Source organism: Actinoplanes octamycinicus, from assembly GCF_014205225.1.
Lineage (GTDB): Bacteria > Actinomycetota > Actinomycetes > Mycobacteriales > Micromonosporaceae > Actinoplanes > Actinoplanes octamycinicus.
This window is the reverse complement of sequence record NZ_JACHNB010000001.1, coordinates 5,302,152-5,321,249: the sequence shown is the minus strand read 5'-3', so window position 1 is coordinate 5,321,249 and position 19,098 is coordinate 5,302,152. Positions and strand designations below refer to the sequence as shown.

Below are 19,098 nucleotides of genomic sequence, written 5' to 3'. Positions count from 1 at the left end.
TCGTCGATCTTGGGGCAGCGGGAAATCGGGCCGGGCGGCAGGATGGCGGCATGACGGAAACGGACGACAGGCGACGGCTCAGCGGGCTGATGATCGGTTCGCTGGTGGCACTCAGCATGGGCACGGTCTTCGTGGTGGTGAACAGCGCGGCGCTGCCGTCCCCGTGGCGGCTGGTGATCCGGGTGGCCGCGGTGCTGGTCGCGGTCACGCTCCTGGCGCTGGTGATCCGGGCCGAGCGCGCCGGGGCGCCGTCGGAGGAGGGCGACATCCAGGGCTTCGCCGACCGGCGCTACTGGTACGCGGTGCTCTTCGAGGTCGTCGCCCTGTTCGGCGGCCTCTACGTGATCAACGGGGTGCTGAAGAAGCCGGAGGTCGCGGTCGCCTGGGTGGCCGTCGTGGTCGGCCTGCACTTCTTCCCGCTCGCCTGGGCCTGGCGGATGCCGCTCTACTACGGGGTCGGCGGCGCGATGGCGGTGCTCGGCGTGGCCGGCTTCGTGGCCTACGCGGCCGGCGCCTCGGCGGCCACGATCGGGCTGATCGCCGGGGTCGGCTCCGGATTCGCCCTCTACATCGCGGTGGTCGCCGGGCTGCGCGACAACCGGGCCCGGCGGGTCGCCGCCGCAGCGCGCTAGAAGTCCCGCCACTCGTCGAACCACCGGTCGGCGTCCGCCTCGGCGACGCCGGCCCGGGCGGCCAGCGCGCAAAAGACGTTCGTCCCGGTCGGCCGATCGGCGACCGGGCCGTTGCCCACCAGGAGGAACTCGCCCGGCGGCGGTTCGCTGACGTGCACCGTCTGCCGGCCGCCGGTGTGCCCGTGGTGGGTGAGCCGGAACAGCCCCGCCTCGGCCACGTCGTCGGCGGTGAAAAGTCCAGCGCTGTGCCAGTCGAGCAGGCAGACCACCGCGCCGTCCGGGGTCAGCGCGGTCACCTGGAGCGCGCCGAAGCCGTCGGGCAGCGGAACGGCGAAGAGATCGCCCGGAGCGAGAGGCATGACAGCCGCACAACTTTCTTGGAGGTGTTACCGGATCGATAAGGTACGGTGCTCGATCAAGATGCCACGGGGAGGTCACACATGGCGGAGATCGCCGGAGTTCGGCGCGACGGATGGCTGCAGCGGATGGACGCGCTCACCGGCGGCGCCATGGTGCTGACCGTCGAGGCGGTCGTCTTCCTGATGACCGCGCTGATCGGGACGCCGCTGCTGATGTTCTTCGCGGCCGACGACGACGCCTCGGTCGGCTGGCTGTGGCCGTTCGGCGCGGTGTGCGTGATCTCCGCCGTGCTCGGCTCGGCGTCCGCGGCCGCCGCGTTCCTGATCGGCTCCCGCGGCAACCACCGGGACCGCCAGGTCGGCGTGGTGGCCGCCTCCGGCATCGCGGTCACCACCGGCCTGCTGACCGCCGCGGCGGCCGACTCGTCCCCGCTGCTGGCCTTCCTCAGCGCGCTGGTCGCGGTCGCCAACGTGGGCGCGGCCACCCTGATCCACCGCGCCGAGCCGGCCGCCGAGGCCGAGACGCCGTCCGCTCTGCCGTCGCCGCTGCCCGAGGCGTTCCTGATGGCCGCGCCGCTGGCCGAGGCGGAGATCCGCACCCGGGAGACGATCGAGATCGACGTCCGCCGCCCGGCGACCCCGGCGGCGGACGCGCCGACCAAGGACGCGCTGACCGCGGACGCGCCGGCGGCGGACCTGCTGACCGCGGACGCGGCGCCGGTCACGATTCGCCCGCGCCGTCCGCGCGGCCCGGCCGCCCTGCACACGCTGAGCGGCGTCCGTCTGCCCCGACGCGCCCACCGGGGCCGGGCAGCCCGCTAGTCCCGGTCGAGGGCGACCAGCGAGCCGCTCTCCATCGCCACCCAGACCGTCGCGTCGGTCAAGGCCAGGCCGTGCGGCTCCTTGCCGGGCAGCGGGTGCCGGATCACCTCGCCGTCGGCGGTGACCCGGGCCAGCTCGCCGGCGCCCCACAGGGTGGCCCAGCAGCCGCCGGCCGGGTCGGGGGCCACGGCGTGCGGGCGGGATCCCGGGTCGTCGAAGGGGACGCGGATGGGCGTACCGTCCGGGCGGACCAGGCCCACCGCTCCCCCGGCGATGTCGGCGAACCAGATGCCGTCGCCGCCGGCGGCGATGCCGACCGGCGCGGCTCCCGCGCCCAGCTCGACGATCCGGAAACCCGTCCCGTCGAAGCCCGCCAGCGCCGCGGCGCCGTTCAGCGCCACCCACACCACACCGTCCGCGCTGACCGTCACCATCGCGGCCCGCGCGTCCGGCACCGGCAGCTCGACCAGGCGGATCCCGCCGCCGGCGGTGACAAAGCCGATCCGCTCGGCGCCGGGCGCGCTGAACCAGGCCGCGCCGTCCGGCGCCAGTGCCATCCCGTACGGCGCGGCGCCGGCCGGCAGCGCGAACAACGTCTCGTCGCCGTCCGGGCCGATCCGGCCGACCCGGTCGTCGGTGCGGGTGTACCAGATCGTGCCGTCCGGGGCGGCGGTGAGCAGCATCGGCCGGACCTCGTCCGGGAGCGGATGCCGCCGCACCACCACGCCGTCCCGCAGACCGGCCAGTGCGGGCGGGTCCAGCACGGTCGTCCAGATCATGCCGTCCGGCCCGGCGGCGACCGCGTAGGGCGTCCAGCCGTCCGGCAGCCTCACTTCGCGCACGCGCATCGCCCCACGCTAGCGGCGCCGCCGGCGCGCCGCCCGCGGGAGAGGTCCCGGCCGATTCCTCAGATCGCCGGCGAAACGGGCGAACAGCAGACCGTTGACCATCGGCCGGAATGAGGACTTGTGATCACCAGTCTGCGGCGGGCGCCGCGCCCGGTGCTGGCGTCCATCGCGCTGGCGCTGGTCGCCGTGGCCGTGTTCGCCGCCCGGTGGGCCGGTCCGTACGGTCCGCCGGTGCTGCTCTGGCTGGCCGTCCCACCGTCCTGCGCGATCCCGGTGATGCTCGCCGTGCGGATCGCCCGGGCCGCCGGGTTCCCGCGTCCGACCCGGGTGTTCTGGGCTCATCTGGCCGCCTGCGCCGGGCTGGCCGGGGTCGGCGGGGTGCTGAACACCGTCGACGCGGTCGGCGGCCCGGTGCTGACCCAGGCCATGTCGCCGGCGACGGTGGCCGCCTACGCCGGGTGCGTGGTGGCGCTGATGTCCGGCATGTTCCGGCTGCCGATGGGCTCGTCCGGCACCGGTGACCGGCTGCGGATCGGGCTGGACGCGGGCACCGTGCTGCTCGCCGCGGCGATCTTCATGTGGCAGTTCCAGCGCGGGGCCGGCTCGCCGGTCGTGATCGGCTTCACCACCGTGCTGATGCTGGTCACCGTCTTCGCGATCGCCAAGGTGGCGCTGGCCGGGCACCGCTACATCGCCCCGGGTGCGCTGCGGCTGTTCGCACTCGGGCTGCTCGGCGGGGTGCTGATCGGGCTCTCGCAGCGGTTCATCGCGGACCGGCCGGATCTGAACGTGGGCCCGCTCGGCATCCCGCTGATCATGGTCTGTGCGACCGCGGCCGCCGTGGTGCAACTGCGCAGCTGCCCGTCCGACGCGGCCCGGCCGGCCGGGAATCGGCGCCCGTTCAGCGTGCTGCCCTACCTGGCGGTGGTCGCGGTCGACGGGTTGCTGGTGGTGACCTGCTGGCCGTACCCGGCGGCCCGGATGGTGGTGCTCGCCGTGGTGGTGCTGACCGCGCTGGTGATGTGGCGGCAGCTCACCGCGATGCGGGAGAACGCCGAGCTGGTCGCCCGGCTGGACCACACCGCGACGCACGACGCGCTGACCGGGCTGCCGAACCGGGCGCTGTTCACCGCCCGGCTGACCGCCGCGCTGGCCGACCCGCGCCGCCCGGTCAGCGTGGCCCTGATCGACCTGGACGACTTCAAGACGGTCAACGACACGCTCGGCCACGGCGCCGGGGACGTCCTGCTCACCACCACCGCCGACCGGCTCTCCGGCTGCCTGCGCCCGGGCGACACGGTGGCCCGGCTGGGCGGCGACGAGTTCGTCGTGCTGATCCTCGGCCTCGATCCGGAGGAGGCCGCCGGGGTGGCCCGCCGGATGATCGCGTCGCTCGCCGAGCCGGTCGTCGCGGAGGGCCACGACCTGCTGGTCCGGGCCAGCATCGGGATCGCCGGCGGGGCCGGTGCGGAGTCCGGTGAGCTGCTGCGGCGGGCCGACATCGCGATGTACGCCGCGAAGCACGACGGCGGCGGCGACGTCCGCGGCTACACCAGCGGGATGGCGCTGTCCGGTGCCACCCGCCAGCCGGAACGGCTGCGCTCGGCCTGACCACCTAGGCAGTCAACTATCTCGATGGGTGGAACCGATCACCCGGTCGGCCGACGAGCCGATCACGATTGTCCACTGTCTCCTTGCCGACAGCAGACAACCGGTGAGCGCAGCCCATACGATGGCCCCATGTCTGCAGCGGTCGGGCCGGGACGGAGCCATCGGCAACCGGACTCCCAATGACCCTGCGTGATGCCGAGCGACTGCCGGCCGCCCCGGCCGGGGACCGCCGGCGGATCATCAAGGCGGCCGTCGACCGCCTGACCCGGTCCGAGACGATGCGCGACGCGCGCAGCCAGTTGCTGCTGCAGGACGAGCTGGAGCGGGCGCTGGGCACCCGGCCGCAGTTCACCGGGCTGCCGTCGTTCCGGGCGCAGGCCGTGGCGCTGGTGACCGTCTGCATCGACCACACCGGCGGGCTGCGCCACCTGGCCGACTGCCTGGACATGATCGAGGCGGACGCCGACCTGGTCACCGCGCTGCTCCGGCTGGCCGACGAGTGGCAGGCGGTGGAGCTGCTGACCGGGCACCGTCTGCAGTGGATGCGGGCCGATCTGGTCCAGATCGCGGCGGACGGCCGGGTGCGGGCCCTGGTCGCCGAGCACCGGGTCGAGCCGGTGCCGGACTACTGCGAGTCGGCCTGGCAGGTCTTCGCCCATCTGACCGGCGATCCGCCGACCGGCGGCCGGCCGGTCTGGCTGCGCTTCCTGGATCAGATGGCGGGCCGGATGCCGGACCGGTCCCGGGCCCGGCTGCGCGAGTTGATCGCCACGCTGTCCGAGGAGTGGGACGCCGAGCCGGCATCCGCGGCGCCGGCACACATCCCGATCGGCGCTCCGATCCGTACCGCCTATCTGGTGTTCCAGTTCGAGAAGTACGGCGCCGACGACGACACGTTCATCATGTCGCACTGGTATCAGTGGGCGTCATCGACCTGGGAGCCGTGCCGCGGCGAGGACCGTCGCGTGCGACGGGACCAGCTGGAGGCGGAGGTCGACAAGGTGGTGCTGGAGACCGAGCGGCGCTGGGCGCATCTGCAGGGCCCGGTCGCGATCGAGTTCGTGCTGCCCAGCCAGCTTCTCAACGAGCCGGTCGACCGGTGGCGCTGGGAGCTGGACTCGGCCAGTCCCCGCCGGCTGGCGATCCAGTTCCCGCTGGTGATCCGGAGCCTGGAGCGGATCCGCGCGGTGCAGTGGCACCGGGTCTGGCGCGGCCGGTGGCGGGCGGTCACCGAGGGCGCCGTCCCGCCGGGGCTGGTCCACCGGGCCGCGGCCGGGCACGCCGACGTGCAGCTGGAGGCGGCGCTGAACCGGGACGGCAAGGCGGTCGTCATGGTGCTCAGCGAGCCGCCGTTGCCGGACACGACCGGCGAGAGACAGCTCCTAGCGGGCTTTAGGTCCGGTATGCCGGTTATGGTCTGGAACCGTAATTCCGGTTCTCAGGAGGCATTGTGCGAGGTTGTCGAATCGATGATTGAGGTCGGCCTGGATGACCAACCCGCCGGACTGGCGTTCCTGCCGCACGGTGTCGCAGAGTTGAGACGGACGGCGTGGGACGAGGATCCAGACGAACGGGAAGGGCGGATCGGTCACGGGTTAGTGATCTTGTGGGACGATCCTGAACGGCAGCCCGGCAGGGACACGGGAGAGGTTCGCGCATGACCGGGACCAGTCACCGGGGGACGCGCGGCGTGGCCGCCCGGTCCGAGCTGTTCGCGGTCGAGGTCGCCGGGTCCGGCAGACCGGTGGCCGCCCGATGAGGGACGGTCAGCTCGCGCAGATCCCCACCCCGGCCACCCCGCCGTCCGGGCGGCAGCGGGAGGCCGTCGTCGTCCTCGACGACGACCCGGTCATGGAGTTCTGGTCGGCCGAGATCGACGAGTTCCGATCCCGACTGCGGGACACCGGCGCCTTCTCCTCGATCGAGACCCGGACCCTGTCCGCCGGCCCCGGCGACCGGATCGCCCTGGCCGGCAGCCCGGACGATCCCGGCTCGCTCGGCTCCGGCCCGCTCGGCCCGCGCGCCGTCCTGCTGGTCACCCACGGCCGGTCGCTCGCCTGGCGGCGCGGCCTGATCGCCGGCCTGCTCACCCGCTGGGCCCGGGACGGCCAGGTCGCCGTGGTCAACCTGCTGCCCCAGCAGCACTGGCACGACCGGGGCCTGCGGGTCACCGAGGTGGCCTGGACCCCGGGCGAGGAGCCGGCGCCGACCGCCGCGACCCCGTGGCGGGTGGCCGGCCTGGATCTCCGCTCGGCCGAGGAGCGCAGCGGCGACCCCGGCCGGACGGCGGTGCCGATCCTGGAGCGCGGCGCCGACTGGTTGGACCGGTGGACCCGGCTGTCCGGCGGCCCGGAGGCGCGGACGATCCGGATGCCGGCGCTACTGGTCGCGCCGGACGACACCGCCGAGCCGGACCCGGCCCGATCGGCGCGCACCCTGGTGGCCCGGTTCCGGGCCGGCGCCTCGCCGGCCGCGTTCGGCCTGGCCACCCGGCTGGCCGCCGCGCCACTGAACGTGCGGACCATGCGCGCCGTGCAGCGGATGAGCCGGCTGACCGGGCCGGGGCCGCTGACCGAGGTGCTCACCAGCGAGCTGCTGCGCCCGGTGCGGCAGTGGACCACGACCGGCGACACCCGGATCGTGTACGAGTTCGTCTACGGCGTCCGTCAGCAGTTGCTCTCCTACGCCTACCGGGACCGCACGATCGAGGTCCAGCACATCGTGGAGAGCACCCTGGCCCGCGACGTCGAGGCGGTCCGCAACCTGGCGCTGCGCGTCAAGGATCCGCGCCGCGCCGCCTACCAGCGCCCGAGCCCGGCGGCACTGCCCTACCTCCGGGTGGAGTACGCCGTGCACGTCGCGCTCGGCGGCCCGAACCTGAACGCCGCCCGGCAGCTCGGTCCCAAGATCGGCATTCCCGCGCCCGCGCAGAGGCGCAGGTTCCCCCATCAAAACGCTTTGCCTGATTCACGCCTGGAGTCCGCAGTGTCTGAAATACTACCTTCGCAGGGTTCTGTGAACCCGCAGGAAGCCGGACCGTCGACGCTGCGGACCGGCCATGATCCGGAAGGGAACACGGTGCCGGTCACCACCGACGGCTTGCGGACGACTCCAACGCGCGACCCCCGGCTGCCGGCCGTGGTCGGTGGCCTGCCGTTGCGCAACGCCAACTTCACCGGCCGCCGCGAGCTGCTCGACGCGCTGCACCAGCGGTTGCGGGCGGGCACCACCGCGGTGCTGCCGGAGGCGGTGCACGGCGCCGGCGGGGTCGGCAAGTCGCAGCTCGTGATCGAGTACGTCTATCAGCACCAACAGGACTTCGACCTGATCTGGTGGATCCCCGCCGAGCGGCCCGCGCAGATCCAGTCGGCGCTGGCCGAGCTGGCCGGCCGCCTCGACCTGCCGGTGCCGTCGACCGCGAACACCGCGGTGCCCGCGGTCCTGGACTACCTGAGCAAGGGCCGGCGCTACTCCAACTGGCTGCTGATCTTCGACAACGCGGAGGACCCGGATGAGGTCAAGCGGTTCTTCCCGGTGGGTGGCCCGGGCAGCATCGTGGTGACCTCGCGCAACCCGAGCTGGAGCGGGATCGCGAGCACGCTGCCGGTGGACGTCTTCGAGCGGCAGGAGAGCATCGAGCTGATGCGCCGCCGCGACCCGGACCTGCCCGGCCCGGAGGCGAACCAGCTGGCCGCCGCGCTCGGCGACCTGCCGCTGGCGATCGAGGCGGCGGCCGCCTGGCGCGCCGAGATGAACCTGACCGTGCCGGAGTACATGGCGCACTTCCAGGACAGCCGGCGGCGACTGGCCGCGGAGACCCCGGCCGACGACATCCGCGACTTCCCGATCGAGGTCGCCGCGGTGTGGAACGTGACGCTGGACGGCCTGCGCGGCCTGGAACCGTCCGCGCTGCGGCTGCTCCAGCTGTGCGCCTTCTTCGCCCCGGAGCCGATCAGCCGGATCCTGCTGTCCAAGCCGCGGGCACTGCGCATCGACCCCGAGCTCGACCAGCTGATGCGCAACAAGGCCCAGCGCGACCAGGCGATCGCGACGATCGGCAAGCTGGCGCTGGCCCGGATCGACCACCGGACCGGCTCGTTCCAGATGCACCGGCTGGTGCAGCGGGTGCTGGTCCACCAGATGGACGCGCAGACCCGGGAGGACATGCGGCACGCCGCGCACCTGCTGCTCGCCGGCAACGACCCGGACCAGCCGGACAACGCCGAGCACTGGGGACGGTACGCCGAGCTGTACCCGCACATCGTCGCGTCCGGCGCCGAGGAGTGCCTGGACGAGCTGGTCCGCGACATGATCCTGAACGAGGCGGTCTACCTCTGGCGCTGGGGCGAGCACGCCGAGGCGCACGCCCTCGCGCAGCGCGCCTACACCTCGTGGATCGCGAACGGCGACGAGACCCACCCGGACAGCCTGCGGATGGCCCAGTGGCTGGGCGCCATGCACTTCGTGGTCGGCGATTACGCCGCGGCCCGGAAACTGAACTCCCGCACCCTGGAGCTCTACCGGGACGCGCTCGGCGAGGACGACGAGCAGACCCTGCAGGTGATCGGCTTTGTGGCCGCCGACCACCGGGTGATCGGCAACTTCGACCGCGCCCTCGAGCTGTCCCAGACGGTCTACGAGCGGGCGCTGGACAACTTCGGCCCGGACGTGCCGTTCACCCTGCGCGCGGCGCACAACCTGGCGGTCAGCATGCGGCTGTCCGGCTACTTCGGCCGGGCCCTGCAGCTGGACAACCAGACCTACCACCGGCTGGTGCAGATCTACGGCACCGACCACTCGGACAGCCTGCTCACCTACGGCGGCATCAACCTGGACCGCCGGGAGCGCGGCGACTACGTGACCGCGCACGTCGACCAGGAGACGGTGGTCGCCACCGGCCGCCGGCTGCTGCGTTACGACGACCACCCGGACCTGCTGCGGCAGAACCACCACCTGGCCAGCTTCCGCCGCAAGGCCGGGCTGCACCAGGACGCGCTGGACCTGTCCAGCGACGTCCTCCGCCGGTTCCAGAACAGGTACGGCCGGCAGCACCCGGAGACCGTCCTGGCCCTGCTGGCCGTCTCGATCGACCAGCGGGTCACCGGCGACCTGGCCGCCGCCCGGGAGAACGGCGTGCAGGCGGTCGAGGGCTTGCGCTCGCTCTACGGCGACGACCACCCGCACACCGCCGGCGCCCGCTCCGACCTGGGCGTCACGCTGCGGCTGCTGGACCGTTACGAGGACGCCCGGGAGCAGAACGAACGCGCCGTCCGAGCACTGACCGACCGCCTCGGCGACAAACACCCGCTGGTCCTGGCGGCCCGGATCAACCTGGCCAGCGACCACTTCGAGCTGGGCGACTTCGAGAAAGCCCACGCGCTCGACCTGTCCAGCTTCGCCCAGTGCCGCGAGGTCCTCGGCCCCACCCACCCGACCACCCTGGCCTGCGGCGTCAACCTGGCCGCCGACATGCGCGGCCTGGGCCAGGACGCCGAGGCGAGCACGCTGTTCGAGGACACCATGGACAAGTTCCGGGACAGCCTGGGCGCCGACCACCCGGCCACCACCGCAGCCGACGCCGGCGTCCGAGCCAACTGCGACATCGACCCGCTCCCGCTCTGACCCAGCCCACGCCCACGGTCCGCGGCCCCACCAGGCCGCGGACCCCAGTTCCCGGTACGAACCCCGCCCCGCCCACTCCCGACCGGGCACGCACCCGTGGCAATCCAGGGCCGGAGGGCCACCGCGCGCAGAATCCGGTGCGGCGGCCGTACCGAAACCGGGCACAAACCCGAACAAGCGCGAACCGCTCGCCGTGAGCGCACCGCAACCCATCCCAGCCACTCACGAACCGCAAGCGGCGGCCGCAACCGCAACCAACAGCCCCGGGGCCTGGCACGCGAACCCCAGCCACCCACGGCCCGCAAGCGACCGCCGCCAGCAGCCCCAGGGCGCCTGGCTCGCCAAGCCGCTACAAACCCCACCCACCCGGCCGAGGCTCCCCAAGCTCCCCGGACAGCCCACCCCCAAGCCACCGAGCAACCGCGACCGGATCCGCCCCAGCCCCAGCCATAGCCACCAACAGCTCCGGCCGCCCGAGCAGAGCCCGAGCACCCGGATCCACCCTGCGATCCAGCGTCAGCCCCAACCCGATCCAGGCATGCGCGTCCCGAGAATCCCGCGCCAACGCCCCCAGATATCCCGCCCGAGCCGCGTCCACCCGCCCCGCCACCAGATCGAAGTCAGCCGCCGAAGTCCCCGCGATCTCCCCCGGCTCCTGCCCCGCCAGCCGATGCCGCAGCAGCACCGCCCGCCCATCAAGCCACCGGACCTCCGGCAGCTTCACCACCGCCCGGTCCGTGGCCTCCAGCACCGCACCCGGCACCGGCTCCCCTCGCCGGAACGCCGCCACCAGCGCGTCCCCCGCCGCCGGATCCACCCGGATGCTCGACGCCCGCCACCCGGCGTGGTGATCGAGCGCCATCCCCTCCGCCGCCTCCGCGAGCTCGACCGGCACCGGTTCGTCCTGCCAACCGGCCACCCGCTCGCGCAACCGGCCGACGAACCGCGATCCGTGCGGGGTGAGCTTCCCGGAATCGGCCAGCACCCGGACCGCCCCGAACGTCTGCCGCCGCCACAGCGCGAACTCGAAGTGGGCCAGCGCCGCCTCACGCCCCGCCGCGAACTCCCGGTGCACCCGCCAGAAGTCGGTGATCCCGGCGAACGCGTAGACCCCCTGCAGCAGCCCGTCGAGCGGGCGCGGGTCATCGCGCCAGGGCGCGTAGTAGCGCACCGCGGGATCGGCCTCGACCAGCGTGAACAGGTGCAGCAGGGCGCCGAGTTTGTGGTGCTGCGCCTCGTGCACCAGGGTGACCGCGAGCTGGGTGGCGTCGTCCGGCTCGGAGAGCAGCACCCCGCCGAAGGCCTCGGCGCCGGAGGCGGACAGCTGACGGTACGGCGCCTGCCGCGGCACCGGCGCCAGGCAGCGCAGGCTGGCCGCGATCCCGGCGGCCCGCTCCGGCTGCTCGCGCACCAGCAGCCGCCAGGCGTCGCCGAGCAGCGCCCGCCAGCGGCGGGTCTCCTCCGGCGCCAGTGGCCGGGGCGCCGACGGCCGGCGCAGGTCCCGGTACGCGTCGTGGTCGAGCAGCGCCACGCTCAGGTCCAGCCCGCCGGCCTCGACCTCGACCCGGACCGGGTCGCGCCAGCCCGGATCCTCCGCGGTCGCGTGCACGGTCACCGTGCCGTCGTCGAGCGCCAGCACCTTCCCGTCGCTGGACGCCCGCGCGTGCCCGGCCGGCCCGGGAAAGCTGGCCGCCCCGACCGTGGGCACCACCGCCACGCCGTGCCGGATCGGCACGGCCAGCTCGAACGGCACCCCGGCCCGGACCGCGCAGGCGACCGCCAGGGCGTGCAGATAGCCGAGGTCCGTCCACAGCGGCCGGTCCGCCCGTGGCTCGCCGGCCCGGCGCAGCGTCCACGCCGCCCAGACGCCGACCTGGGGCTGGGACAGCACGTCCTCGCAGACCCCGGGGTCGGCGCGGTAGGCCTGGCTGAGCAGGTCCAGGGTGGTGTCCAGGGACGGCAGCGGACCGGTCACCCCGGGCACGGCGGAGCACACCTCGACGAGGGTGAGCAGCACCGTCAGCCGCCAGCTGCGCTCGGACGCCCAGAAGCGGGCCACGACCTGGCCGTCGCCACCGCCCGCGGCCAGGATCTCGAAGTGTCCGGGGTCGAATCTATGCCTCGACCGGGCCGCTGCCCCGGTCAAGCGACATGGTCTTCCGCTTCCGAGCCGCTGTCCCCCGGACGGCTCGTGAACGAAGGGTTGAAGCCACTGATGCTGCCCTCTGAGTCAGCGATCGTCTCCTTCACCCGCGCGATCGCGGCGGTGATGCCGGCCAGCTCGACGGAGCGCAGGGTCGCCACGTTCTCCGCCGAGAGATCGAGCAGCTCGGACTCCATTGCGGCCGAGGTTTCTTCCATCCGCGGTAGCCCTCCAGGACAGTGATGTCGATAGCCATCATCGCCTATCTCCTGACTGCGACGATAGCGTTACGCGGGGCCACCCGGTCCGCACCGTTGCGCCCGGATCAAGCCTGGAGGTGGCTGACCGCGGACGCGAACCGATCGACAGCCGTGCCCTCCGGTACGAAGAATCGCACCGCCTCCACCAACTCCGCCAGACCACCCGAATGACGCGAACAGCCGCGAATGATGCCGACCGCGTCGAACCGGGTCTGATCGTTGCGCCGGATCGATCCATACACCGAGGCGCTGAGCAGGGACAGGATGTGCTCCCGGTCGGCCGGCCGGCGGAACTCGGGGAGGTCGACGAGAGCGTCCACCACCGGCTTCAGTCTAGTCGCCGGCGGCTCCGGCCGGGTGCCCGCAAGGGACGGCGGGCGGCGCCGCAGCAACTGCCCCTCCTCGCGGCCGAGCGCGTCCCGGTACCACAGGTAGGTGGGTGTCTGGTCGATCGCGCCGCCGGCCCGCAGCTCGGTGAACCGGTCCTCGATCGCGGTGGCCAGCCGCCGGGGGTCGGCCAGCAGGTCCAGCCCGCCGGTCGCCAGCAGGCGCAGCACCTCGCGGCTGAACAGGCCGGTGCGCTGCCGGCCCAGGTTCACCGCGGGCTGGCCGAGGGCGGCGGCCAGGTAGACCTCCTGGACCCGGTAGGGCACGTCCGTGCCGGCCGCGAACGTCTCGTGGCCGGTCGCGTCCAGCCCCTCCGGCTCGTGCACCTGGCAGACGTCGATCAGCCAGGTCTGCCGGTCCAGTCCGGACACCCGGTCGGAGCGGTAGCGGCGCAGCAGCGAGTCGAGGTCCAGGTCGAGCGGGTCGGCTTCGGTGGCGTCCGGATACAGCAGCCGCCGGCGCCGGTCCAGATCCACGAAACCGTGCCCGCCCCAGAGCACGTAGAGGTCGCCGTCCGGTGTCTGGGGACCGGTTTCGCGGACGAGGACCTCGCGGATCGTCGCCCGGTCGGCGGGTCGCGAGTCCACCCCGGACGGCAGCCGGTCCGGAGCCGCCGCCGGCGCGGTGAGCACCGTCACCCGTTCCGGTGGCACGCCCTGGGCGACGAAGAACTCGGCGAACCGGAGGGCGTCGTCCACCGGCCCGCGCAGCGACCAGCCGGGGCCGCCCCGGTAGTCATCGATGCCGACGAGGATGACGCGGGCGTCCCGCGGGTTCCGGGCAGGTTCGGTCACGGGTCCGACGATAGGGCCCGGTGTCAGCCGGTGAACTCGGCGAGGCGCTCGCGCATGTCCTCGGCCAGCGCCGCCCGCTGCCGCTCCACCTCGGCGCGCAGCTCGGCGATCTCGTCCAGCGCGGCGGCCCGTTTCGCCGCGAGCCCGGCGACCGCCTCGGCGTGCGCGTGCCGGGCGTCCGCCACGATCGTGGACGCCTTCAGCTCGGCCTCGCTGATCAGCTGGGCGGCCTTGGTGGTGGCCTGGCTCAGCACGGTCTCGGCCTGCTGCCGGGCCTCGGCCACGTGGTCGTCGGCGTTGCGCTGGGCGACCGCCAGCATCCGGGTGTCGGCCGGGCGCCGGAACCGCTCCAGCTCGGCCTCCAGCATCGTCACGTGCTCCTGGACGTCCAGGTACTCCAGTTCCAGGCGGCGGACCCGTTCGGCCAGGTCGTGCGGGGTGAGCTGGTCGCTGAGCTCGCGGTTCTCCCGGGCCAGCCGCTGGATCTCGCCGGCCACGTCCCCGAGGAACGCGTCGACCTCGTCCGGGTGGTATCCCCGCGCACCCGCGGGTGGCCGATGGAACGCGACACTGCCGATCTGGGCCGGGGTGAGCAAGGTGACGACCCGCCTTTCTGTGCACGATCCCACACCGCTGACGACGTCGTCACGAAGTAGACCCGCTGCTCACCGTCAATGTCAACATCGCGTGGCGGTCAGGTGCGCGGTGCGTGATGGGCGGCCGGAACGTCGGACAGCGCCTCGCCCACCCCGGCGAGCAGCTCCACCGCGGTGAACGGCTTCTGCACGATCCGGACCGCCGGGTCGATGCCGTGCTCCCGGCGCACCTCGGCGTCGCTGTACCCGGACATGAACAGCACCCGCAGGTCGGCCCGGCGGGCCCGGAGCCGCCCGGCCAGTGCCGGGCCGGACCGGCCGCGCAGCACCACGTCGGTGATCAGCAGGGCGACGTCGTGCAGGTCCAGATCGGCCAGCGAGCCGTCGCCGAGGGCGGTGGCCCGGTACCCGTTGTCCCGCAGGATCCGGATCACCAGGTCCCGGACGAAGTCGTCGTCCTCGACCACCATGATCAGCTCGCCGTGGCCGTACGCGAGTTCTTGCTCCGGGCTGTCGGACCGCCGGCCGGCCGGCGCGGCCGCCGACGGCAGCAGGATCCGGAACGTGGTGCCGACCCCGGGCGCCGAGTCGACGCCGATGTGCCCGTTCGCCTCGCCGACGATGCCGTAGACGGTGGACAGTCCCAGCCCGGTCCCCCGGTCGGCCGGCTTGGTGGTGAAGAACGGTTCGAAGAGCCGGTCCCGGACCTCGGCGGTCATCCCGATGCCGGTGTCGCTGACGGTGAGCCGGGCGAAGGCGATGCCGTCGGTCTCCACGCAGTCGGTCTCGACCACCACCACGCCGCCGTCCGGCATCGCGTCCCGGGCGTTGATCACCAGGTTGAGCAGGATCTGGTCGAGCCGGCCGCGGTTCGCCCGCACCGGCATGGTCCCCGCGCCCGGGCGGCTGACCAGCCGGATGTTCTCGCCGATGGTCCGGCTGAGCAGCTCGTCCGCCTCGGTGACCACCTGGTTCAGGTCGATGATCTCCACCTGGGTGGGTTCCCGCTTGGCGAACAGCAGCAGCTGTCCGGTCAGCGACTTGGCCCGGTCGGCGGCGTTGCGGATCCGGGACAGGTCGTCGGCGGCGTCGCCGGTCACCTCGTCGGCCAGGAAGTCGGCGTAGTTCAGGATGATCGCCAGCAGGTTGTTGAAGTCGTGCGCCACCCCGCCGGCCAGCTGACCCAGGCTCTCCAGCCGGTCGGCGCGCGCGGAGCGTTCCCGGGCCTGCTTCCGCTCGGTGATGTCCCGCTCGGTGGCGGCCGCGGCGACCACGATGCCGTTCTGGTCGCGGATCGGCCACACGTTGACCTCGACCAGCAGCGACGTGCCGTCCCGGCGGACCCGGCGGGACTCCTCGAAGTGCAGCTGCCGCCCGGCGGCCAGGTCGGCGAGCGCCCGCTCCAGGTCCGGCCCGTGGTCCTCGGGCAGGATCAGCTCGGCGATCGGGCGGCCGATCACCTCACCGGCCGGCCAGCCGTACATCCGTTCCGCGCCGGCGTTCCACGCGGTGACCACCCCGTCCAGGGTGCTCGCGACGATCGCGTCGGCGGACTGCTCGGCGACCACGGCCAGCATCTCGCGCTCCCGGGCCGCCTCGGCCGACTCGCGCAGCAGGGCACGGTGGTGCCGGGCGATGCCCCAGCCGATCGCGGTGGCGCCGAGCACCACCAGCAGCCGGGAGACCTGGTCGGTGGTGCCGAGCAGCCCCTGCCAGCTGGAGATGGCGAAGGCCAGGGCGAACGCGTAGCCGCCGACGGCCAGCACGGCCGGCGGGTTGGCGGTGGCTCCGGCCAGCGCCGGCCCGAGGGCCACCATGCCGAAGGTGAGCTTCGCCGGGGGTGCCATCGCGGCGACCCCCGCGAGAACGGTCACCGTCACGAACGAGACCATGACGTAGGGCGATCGCGATCGGCGGCCCATCCTGACCCCTAATGCCGTTTTGCCGAGATCTTTCCTTGCAGGCTAGTCCCGCTGGTCAGCGCCAGGAGGACACAACCAGCGATCAGCAAAACCGCCCAGCGGACCCGGGAGGCGTCATACCCGGGCGCGCCGGGCGACACGAAGAACGCCAGCCGGTCCGGCAGCATCGCCAGCGCCACCGTCAGGATCAGCAGGAACGGCCCGGCCCGGGTGCCGCCGGCCGGCGCCGCGACCGCCCAGGCCCAGGCCAGCAGCGCGAACGCCTCGATCACCAGTCCGCCGCGCGGATAGCCGGCCGTGCTGGCCACGGTGTACGGCGCCAGCCACAGCAGCACCGCCCAGCAGACGCTGACCGGTGCCAGCGCCACCAGCATCCGGATGCCGGTGGTCCGCCGCGCCGAGATCGGCAGCGTCTCGGTGGTCACCCGGGCCGGGTCGTCGAGCACGAACGCCGCCCCGGTGAGCAGCGCGACCAGGGCCAGGCGCAGGGCCAGCGTGGCGTCCAGGAAGTCCAGCTCGGCGCCGAGCGCGATCGGCGCCGCCAGGATCAGCACGCTGAGCGCCGCGCAGACCGCCAGCGGCGCCAGCCGGGTGTGCCGGACGACGGTTCCGGTGACCGCGGCGATCACACGCAGATCCCGCCGCCGGGGGTCAGCCGCGTGCTGACCGCGCCGATGCCGAGCGCCTCGGCGGCCGTGTCGACGTCCGTCCGCGGCGCGGTCAGCTCGGACCACTGCTCGGCCACCAGCTGGCGGACCGTGGCCTGGTCGGCGTCGAGCAGGGCCATCGCCAGCGCGGTCTCCCGCTCGCCGGTACGCAACCCGGACCTGGAGTTGAGCACCGCCAGGTCGAGCCCGGCGCCGCCGCTGGTGTGCGACTGCAGGGTGCGCAGCGCCGCCCGGGTGTCCGGGGTGGCGGTCGCGGCCAGCCAGACGATGAGCGCGCCGCGCCCGCCGCACACGGTCGGCCCCTCCGCCTCGACCGGCCCGCCGGTGACCAGCCGGATGGCCACCTGCGCGGAGAAGCCGATCACCTCGCTCTCGGCGAAGCCGCCGCTGCCGCCGGCCGCCCACCGGGTGGAGACCGGGATGGCGTCCGGGGTGCCGGCCGCCCGGTCGTCGGCGGCCCACGTGCCGGCCGGCAACGGCAGCACGAACCCCTGGTCGCCGATCGGGACCTGCAGGTGCTGGCGCACGGTGAGACGCGCCGCCGGGCCGGGGACCAGTGCGTCCTGGGCCTCCACGATCCGCGCCCACTCCCCGATCCGCCCGCGGAACTCGGGGAACGCGCAATAGGTCGCCGCGCCCCGGGTCTCGCAGACCTGCGTCGCCGACGGCCGGTCGCGCGCCGCGGCCAGCTGCGCCGCGAACTCCGCGGACGCCGGTCGCGTCTGCATGACCCCACCCACGCCGGCCAGGATCACCCCGAGGACCAGGATTCCCGGTACGACCACCCGCCCCGCCCCGGCCAGCAGCAGCGCCCCGCCCGCGGCCAGCGCGGCCAGCCCGAGCAGCCAGGCCAGGTGCCACCACTCCGGGCGGTCGACCAGGCCGGCCGGCAGCGGCGGGGCGGCGAACGGGTCCTCGCCGGCCACCGGCGTGAACCAGCGCCACCGGGCCGGCGCGCTCGCCATCCCGGCCAGTCCGGCGATGCCCAGCACCACCAGGGCGACCAGGCCGGCCGCGGTGTTCCGGCTGGCCGCCGCCACCAGGTGCCCGAGGATCCCGGCGAGCACGATCACGGCCGGCACGGTCAGCAGCTCGCCGATCTGGACCGTGCCGGTCGCCCCGCGCCGCAGCGACGTCACGTGGATCCGCGCCGCGCCGGCCGCCAGGGCCAGCGCGGCCGGAGCGAGCGGGGCCAGCAGCGCGGCCGCGGTCCGCTGCCCCATCGGCAGGCTCAGCACGCCCTCGAAGTCCGCGGTCCGGTGCCGGTACGGTCGCAGCGCCCGCAGGTTCGCCGCGACGAAGACGCCGCCGGCGACCACCGCGAGGGTGTACTGCACCTCCCAGGACGTGCTGGTCACGTCGGGAAACGCCGGGACGCCGGGAATCAGCCACAGCGCCAGGGCGAGCAGCACGGTCACCACGGTGGCCGGGTGCAGCAGCAGCCCGCGCGTCTCGGCCAGCAGCAGCCCGGCCCAGACCCCGGGCACCCGCCGGACCGGATCCACGCCGGTGGACGACCGGCTGGCCAGCCCGGTGCTCATCGGCCCGCTCCCGCCGCGGTGACCGGCCGGGAGCCGGAGTCCATCAGGATCAGGTAGCCGTCGTCCAGGGTCGGCGTGGCCGGCGTCGCGCCGGGCGGCGGCGTGCCGATGTTGCGGTGGGTCCCGTCGCCGGTGGTCCACGAGGCGAGCACACCGGGCGCCCGGTCGGCGCTCTCCCACACCCGGCCGCGGGCCACCTCGGCCAGCGCCCGCGGGGTGTCGTCGAGCCGGACCGTGCCCTGGTCCAGGACGATCACCCGGGAGCATAGCGAGGCCACGTCGTCGGTCTGGTGGGTGGAGAGCAGGACCGCCCGGGTGCGGCCCAGCTCGGCGATGATCCCGCGGAACTTGATCCGCTGTTCCGGGTCGAGGCCGACGGTGGGCTCGTCGAGGATCAGCAGCCGCGGGTCGCCGAGCATGACGCAGGCCAGGGCGAGACGCTGGCGCATGCCGCCGGAGAGCGACCGGATCCGGTCGGTGCGCCGGTCACCGAGCTCGACCGCGGTCAGCACCCGGTCGACCTCGGCCCGCCGCGCGGCCCGGCCGCCGATCTCCCGCAGGATCGCGATGTGCTCGGCGAAAGCCGCCACGGTGCTGCCCGGATAGAAGCCCGGCTGCTGCGGCAGGTAACCGATACCGCGCCGGACCCGGCGGTGATGACGGGATGTCGTCGCGTCGATCCCGCCGATCGTCACCGACCCGGCGTCCGGTCGCCGCGCGGTCGCGACGGTGCGCAGCAGGGTCGACTTCCCCGCGCCGTTCGGGCCGAGCAGACCGGTCACGCCGGCGCCCAGGGCGAACGACACGGACCGGACCGCGTGCCGCCGGCCGTACCTGACGTCCAGCGCCGCTACTCGCAGGTGCTCTGTCATGCGCCGCACAGTACCTTGCGG

General features: G+C 73.9%; 15 protein-coding genes. 5 read left to right on the top strand and 10 right to left on the bottom strand.

Annotated elements, in window-relative coordinates; translation table 11 throughout:
- The first annotated feature begins 50 nt into the window (after positions 1-50).
- Positions 51-632, top strand: coding sequence for a hypothetical protein (locus tag BJY16_RS23260; protein ID WP_185041697.1), 582 nt, complete (start codon positions 51-53; stop codon positions 630-632).
- Here BJY16_RS23260 and BJY16_RS23255 read toward each other — a convergent pair.
- The gene (locus BJY16_RS23255) at positions 629-991 is read right to left on the bottom strand and encodes a hypothetical protein (protein ID WP_185041696.1); all 363 of its coding nucleotides are present in this window, start codon (positions 989-991) and stop codon (positions 629-631) included. The genes BJY16_RS23260 and BJY16_RS23255 overlap by 4 nt on opposite strands.
- Before the next feature lie 81 nt (positions 992-1,072).
- On the opposite strand from BJY16_RS23255, the gene BJY16_RS23250 reads away from it, so the two are divergent.
- On the top strand, positions 1,073-1,813 hold the full coding sequence (locus BJY16_RS23250; protein ID WP_185041695.1) for a hypothetical protein: 741 nt from the start codon (positions 1,073-1,075) through the stop codon (positions 1,811-1,813).
- Here the strand turns inward: BJY16_RS23250 and BJY16_RS23245 are convergent.
- The gene (locus BJY16_RS23245; protein WP_185041694.1) at positions 1,810-2,661 is read right to left on the bottom strand and encodes a Vgb family protein; all 852 of its coding nucleotides are present in this window, start codon (positions 2,659-2,661) and stop codon (positions 1,810-1,812) included. The genes BJY16_RS23250 and BJY16_RS23245 overlap by 4 nt on opposite strands.
- Positions 2,662-2,781: 120 nt before the next feature.
- Between BJY16_RS23245 and BJY16_RS48520 the strand changes: the two genes are divergently transcribed.
- The 3 genes from BJY16_RS48520 (at position 2,782) to fxsT (ending at position 9,894) form a co-directional block, all read left to right on the top strand.
- Positions 2,782-4,272 (top strand): GGDEF domain-containing protein, encoded by a 1,491-nt coding sequence (locus BJY16_RS48520; protein ID WP_185041693.1) that lies wholly within the window; start codon positions 2,782-2,784, stop codon positions 4,270-4,272.
- 179 nt (positions 4,273-4,451) lie between these two features.
- Positions 4,452-5,933, top strand: coding sequence for a VMAP-C domain-containing protein (locus tag BJY16_RS23235; protein WP_185041692.1), 1,482 nt, complete (start codon positions 4,452-4,454; stop codon positions 5,931-5,933).
- A gap of 94 nt (positions 5,934-6,027) precedes the next feature.
- A complete protein-coding gene (fxsT, locus tag BJY16_RS23230) occupies positions 6,028-9,894 on the top strand; it encodes an FxSxx-COOH system tetratricopeptide repeat protein (RefSeq protein ID WP_185041691.1) in 3,867 nt (1,288 codons plus the stop codon).
- 349 nt (positions 9,895-10,243) lie between these two features.
- Here fxsT and BJY16_RS23225 read toward each other — a convergent pair whose 3' ends face one another.
- The 8 genes from BJY16_RS23225 to BJY16_RS23190 form a co-directional block, all read right to left on the bottom strand.
- A complete protein-coding gene (locus BJY16_RS23225) occupies positions 10,244-12,040 on the bottom strand; it encodes an HEXXH motif domain-containing protein (protein ID WP_185041690.1) in 1,797 nt (598 codons plus the stop codon).
- Positions 12,037-12,255 (bottom strand): hypothetical protein, encoded by a 219-nt coding sequence (locus tag BJY16_RS23220; protein WP_185041689.1) that lies wholly within the window; start codon positions 12,253-12,255, stop codon positions 12,037-12,039. Before BJY16_RS23220 ends, BJY16_RS23225 begins: the two co-directional genes overlap by 4 nt.
- 107 nt (positions 12,256-12,362) lie before the next feature.
- On the bottom strand, positions 12,363-13,478 hold the full coding sequence (locus tag BJY16_RS48515) for an effector-associated domain 2-containing protein (RefSeq protein WP_185041688.1): 1,116 nt from the start codon (positions 13,476-13,478) through the stop codon (positions 12,363-12,365).
- Positions 13,479-13,501: 23 nt separating this feature from the next.
- A complete protein-coding gene (locus BJY16_RS23210; protein ID WP_185041687.1) occupies positions 13,502-14,074 on the bottom strand; it encodes a DivIVA domain-containing protein in 573 nt (190 codons plus the stop codon).
- 98 nt (positions 14,075-14,172) lie between these two features.
- Positions 14,173-15,954: an ATP-binding response regulator gene (locus BJY16_RS23205; RefSeq protein WP_239176764.1), complete on the bottom strand. Its 1,782-nt coding sequence runs from the start codon at positions 15,952-15,954 to the stop codon at positions 14,173-14,175.
- A 50-nt stretch (positions 15,955-16,004) separates the two neighbouring features.
- Positions 16,005-16,625: a hypothetical protein gene (locus BJY16_RS23200; RefSeq protein ID WP_185041685.1), complete on the bottom strand. Its 621-nt coding sequence runs from the start codon at positions 16,623-16,625 to the stop codon at positions 16,005-16,007.
- On the bottom strand, positions 16,622-18,205 hold the full coding sequence (locus tag BJY16_RS23195; RefSeq protein WP_185041684.1) for a hypothetical protein: 1,584 nt from the start codon (positions 18,203-18,205) through the stop codon (positions 16,622-16,624). Before BJY16_RS23195 ends, BJY16_RS23200 begins: the two co-directional genes overlap by 4 nt.
- Complete coding sequence (locus BJY16_RS23190; RefSeq protein ID WP_185041683.1) at positions 18,202-19,077, bottom strand: ATP-binding cassette domain-containing protein; 876 nt, start codon at positions 19,075-19,077, stop codon at positions 18,202-18,204. The genes BJY16_RS23195 and BJY16_RS23190 overlap by 4 nt, the downstream gene beginning before the upstream one ends.
- Positions 19,078-19,098 lie beyond the last annotated feature (21 nt).

Coding starts and splice junctions, on each gene's coding strand:
- BJY16_RS23260 (WP_185041697.1), top strand. CDS start 51: ATGACGGAAACGGACGACAGGCGACGGCTCAGCGGGCTGATGATCGGT.
- BJY16_RS23255 (WP_185041696.1), bottom strand. CDS start 991: ATGCCTCTCGCTCCGGGCGATCTCTTCGCCGTTCCGCTGCCCGACGGC.
- BJY16_RS23250 (WP_185041695.1), top strand. CDS start 1,073: ATGGCGGAGATCGCCGGAGTTCGGCGCGACGGATGGCTGCAGCGGATG.
- BJY16_RS23245 (WP_185041694.1), bottom strand. CDS start 2,661: ATGCGCGTGCGCGAAGTGAGGCTGCCGGACGGCTGGACGCCCTACGCG.
- BJY16_RS23235 (WP_185041692.1), top strand. CDS start 4,452: ATGACCCTGCGTGATGCCGAGCGACTGCCGGCCGCCCCGGCCGGGGAC.
- fxsT (WP_185041691.1), top strand. CDS start 6,028: ATGAGGGACGGTCAGCTCGCGCAGATCCCCACCCCGGCCACCCCGCCG.
- BJY16_RS23220 (WP_185041689.1), bottom strand. CDS start 12,255: ATGGAAGAAACCTCGGCCGCAATGGAGTCCGAGCTGCTCGATCTCTCG.
- BJY16_RS23195 (WP_185041684.1), bottom strand. CDS start 18,205: ATGAGCACCGGGCTGGCCAGCCGGTCGTCCACCGGCGTGGATCCGGTC.
- BJY16_RS23190 (WP_185041683.1), bottom strand. CDS start 19,077: ATGACAGAGCACCTGCGAGTAGCGGCGCTGGACGTCAGGTACGGCCGG.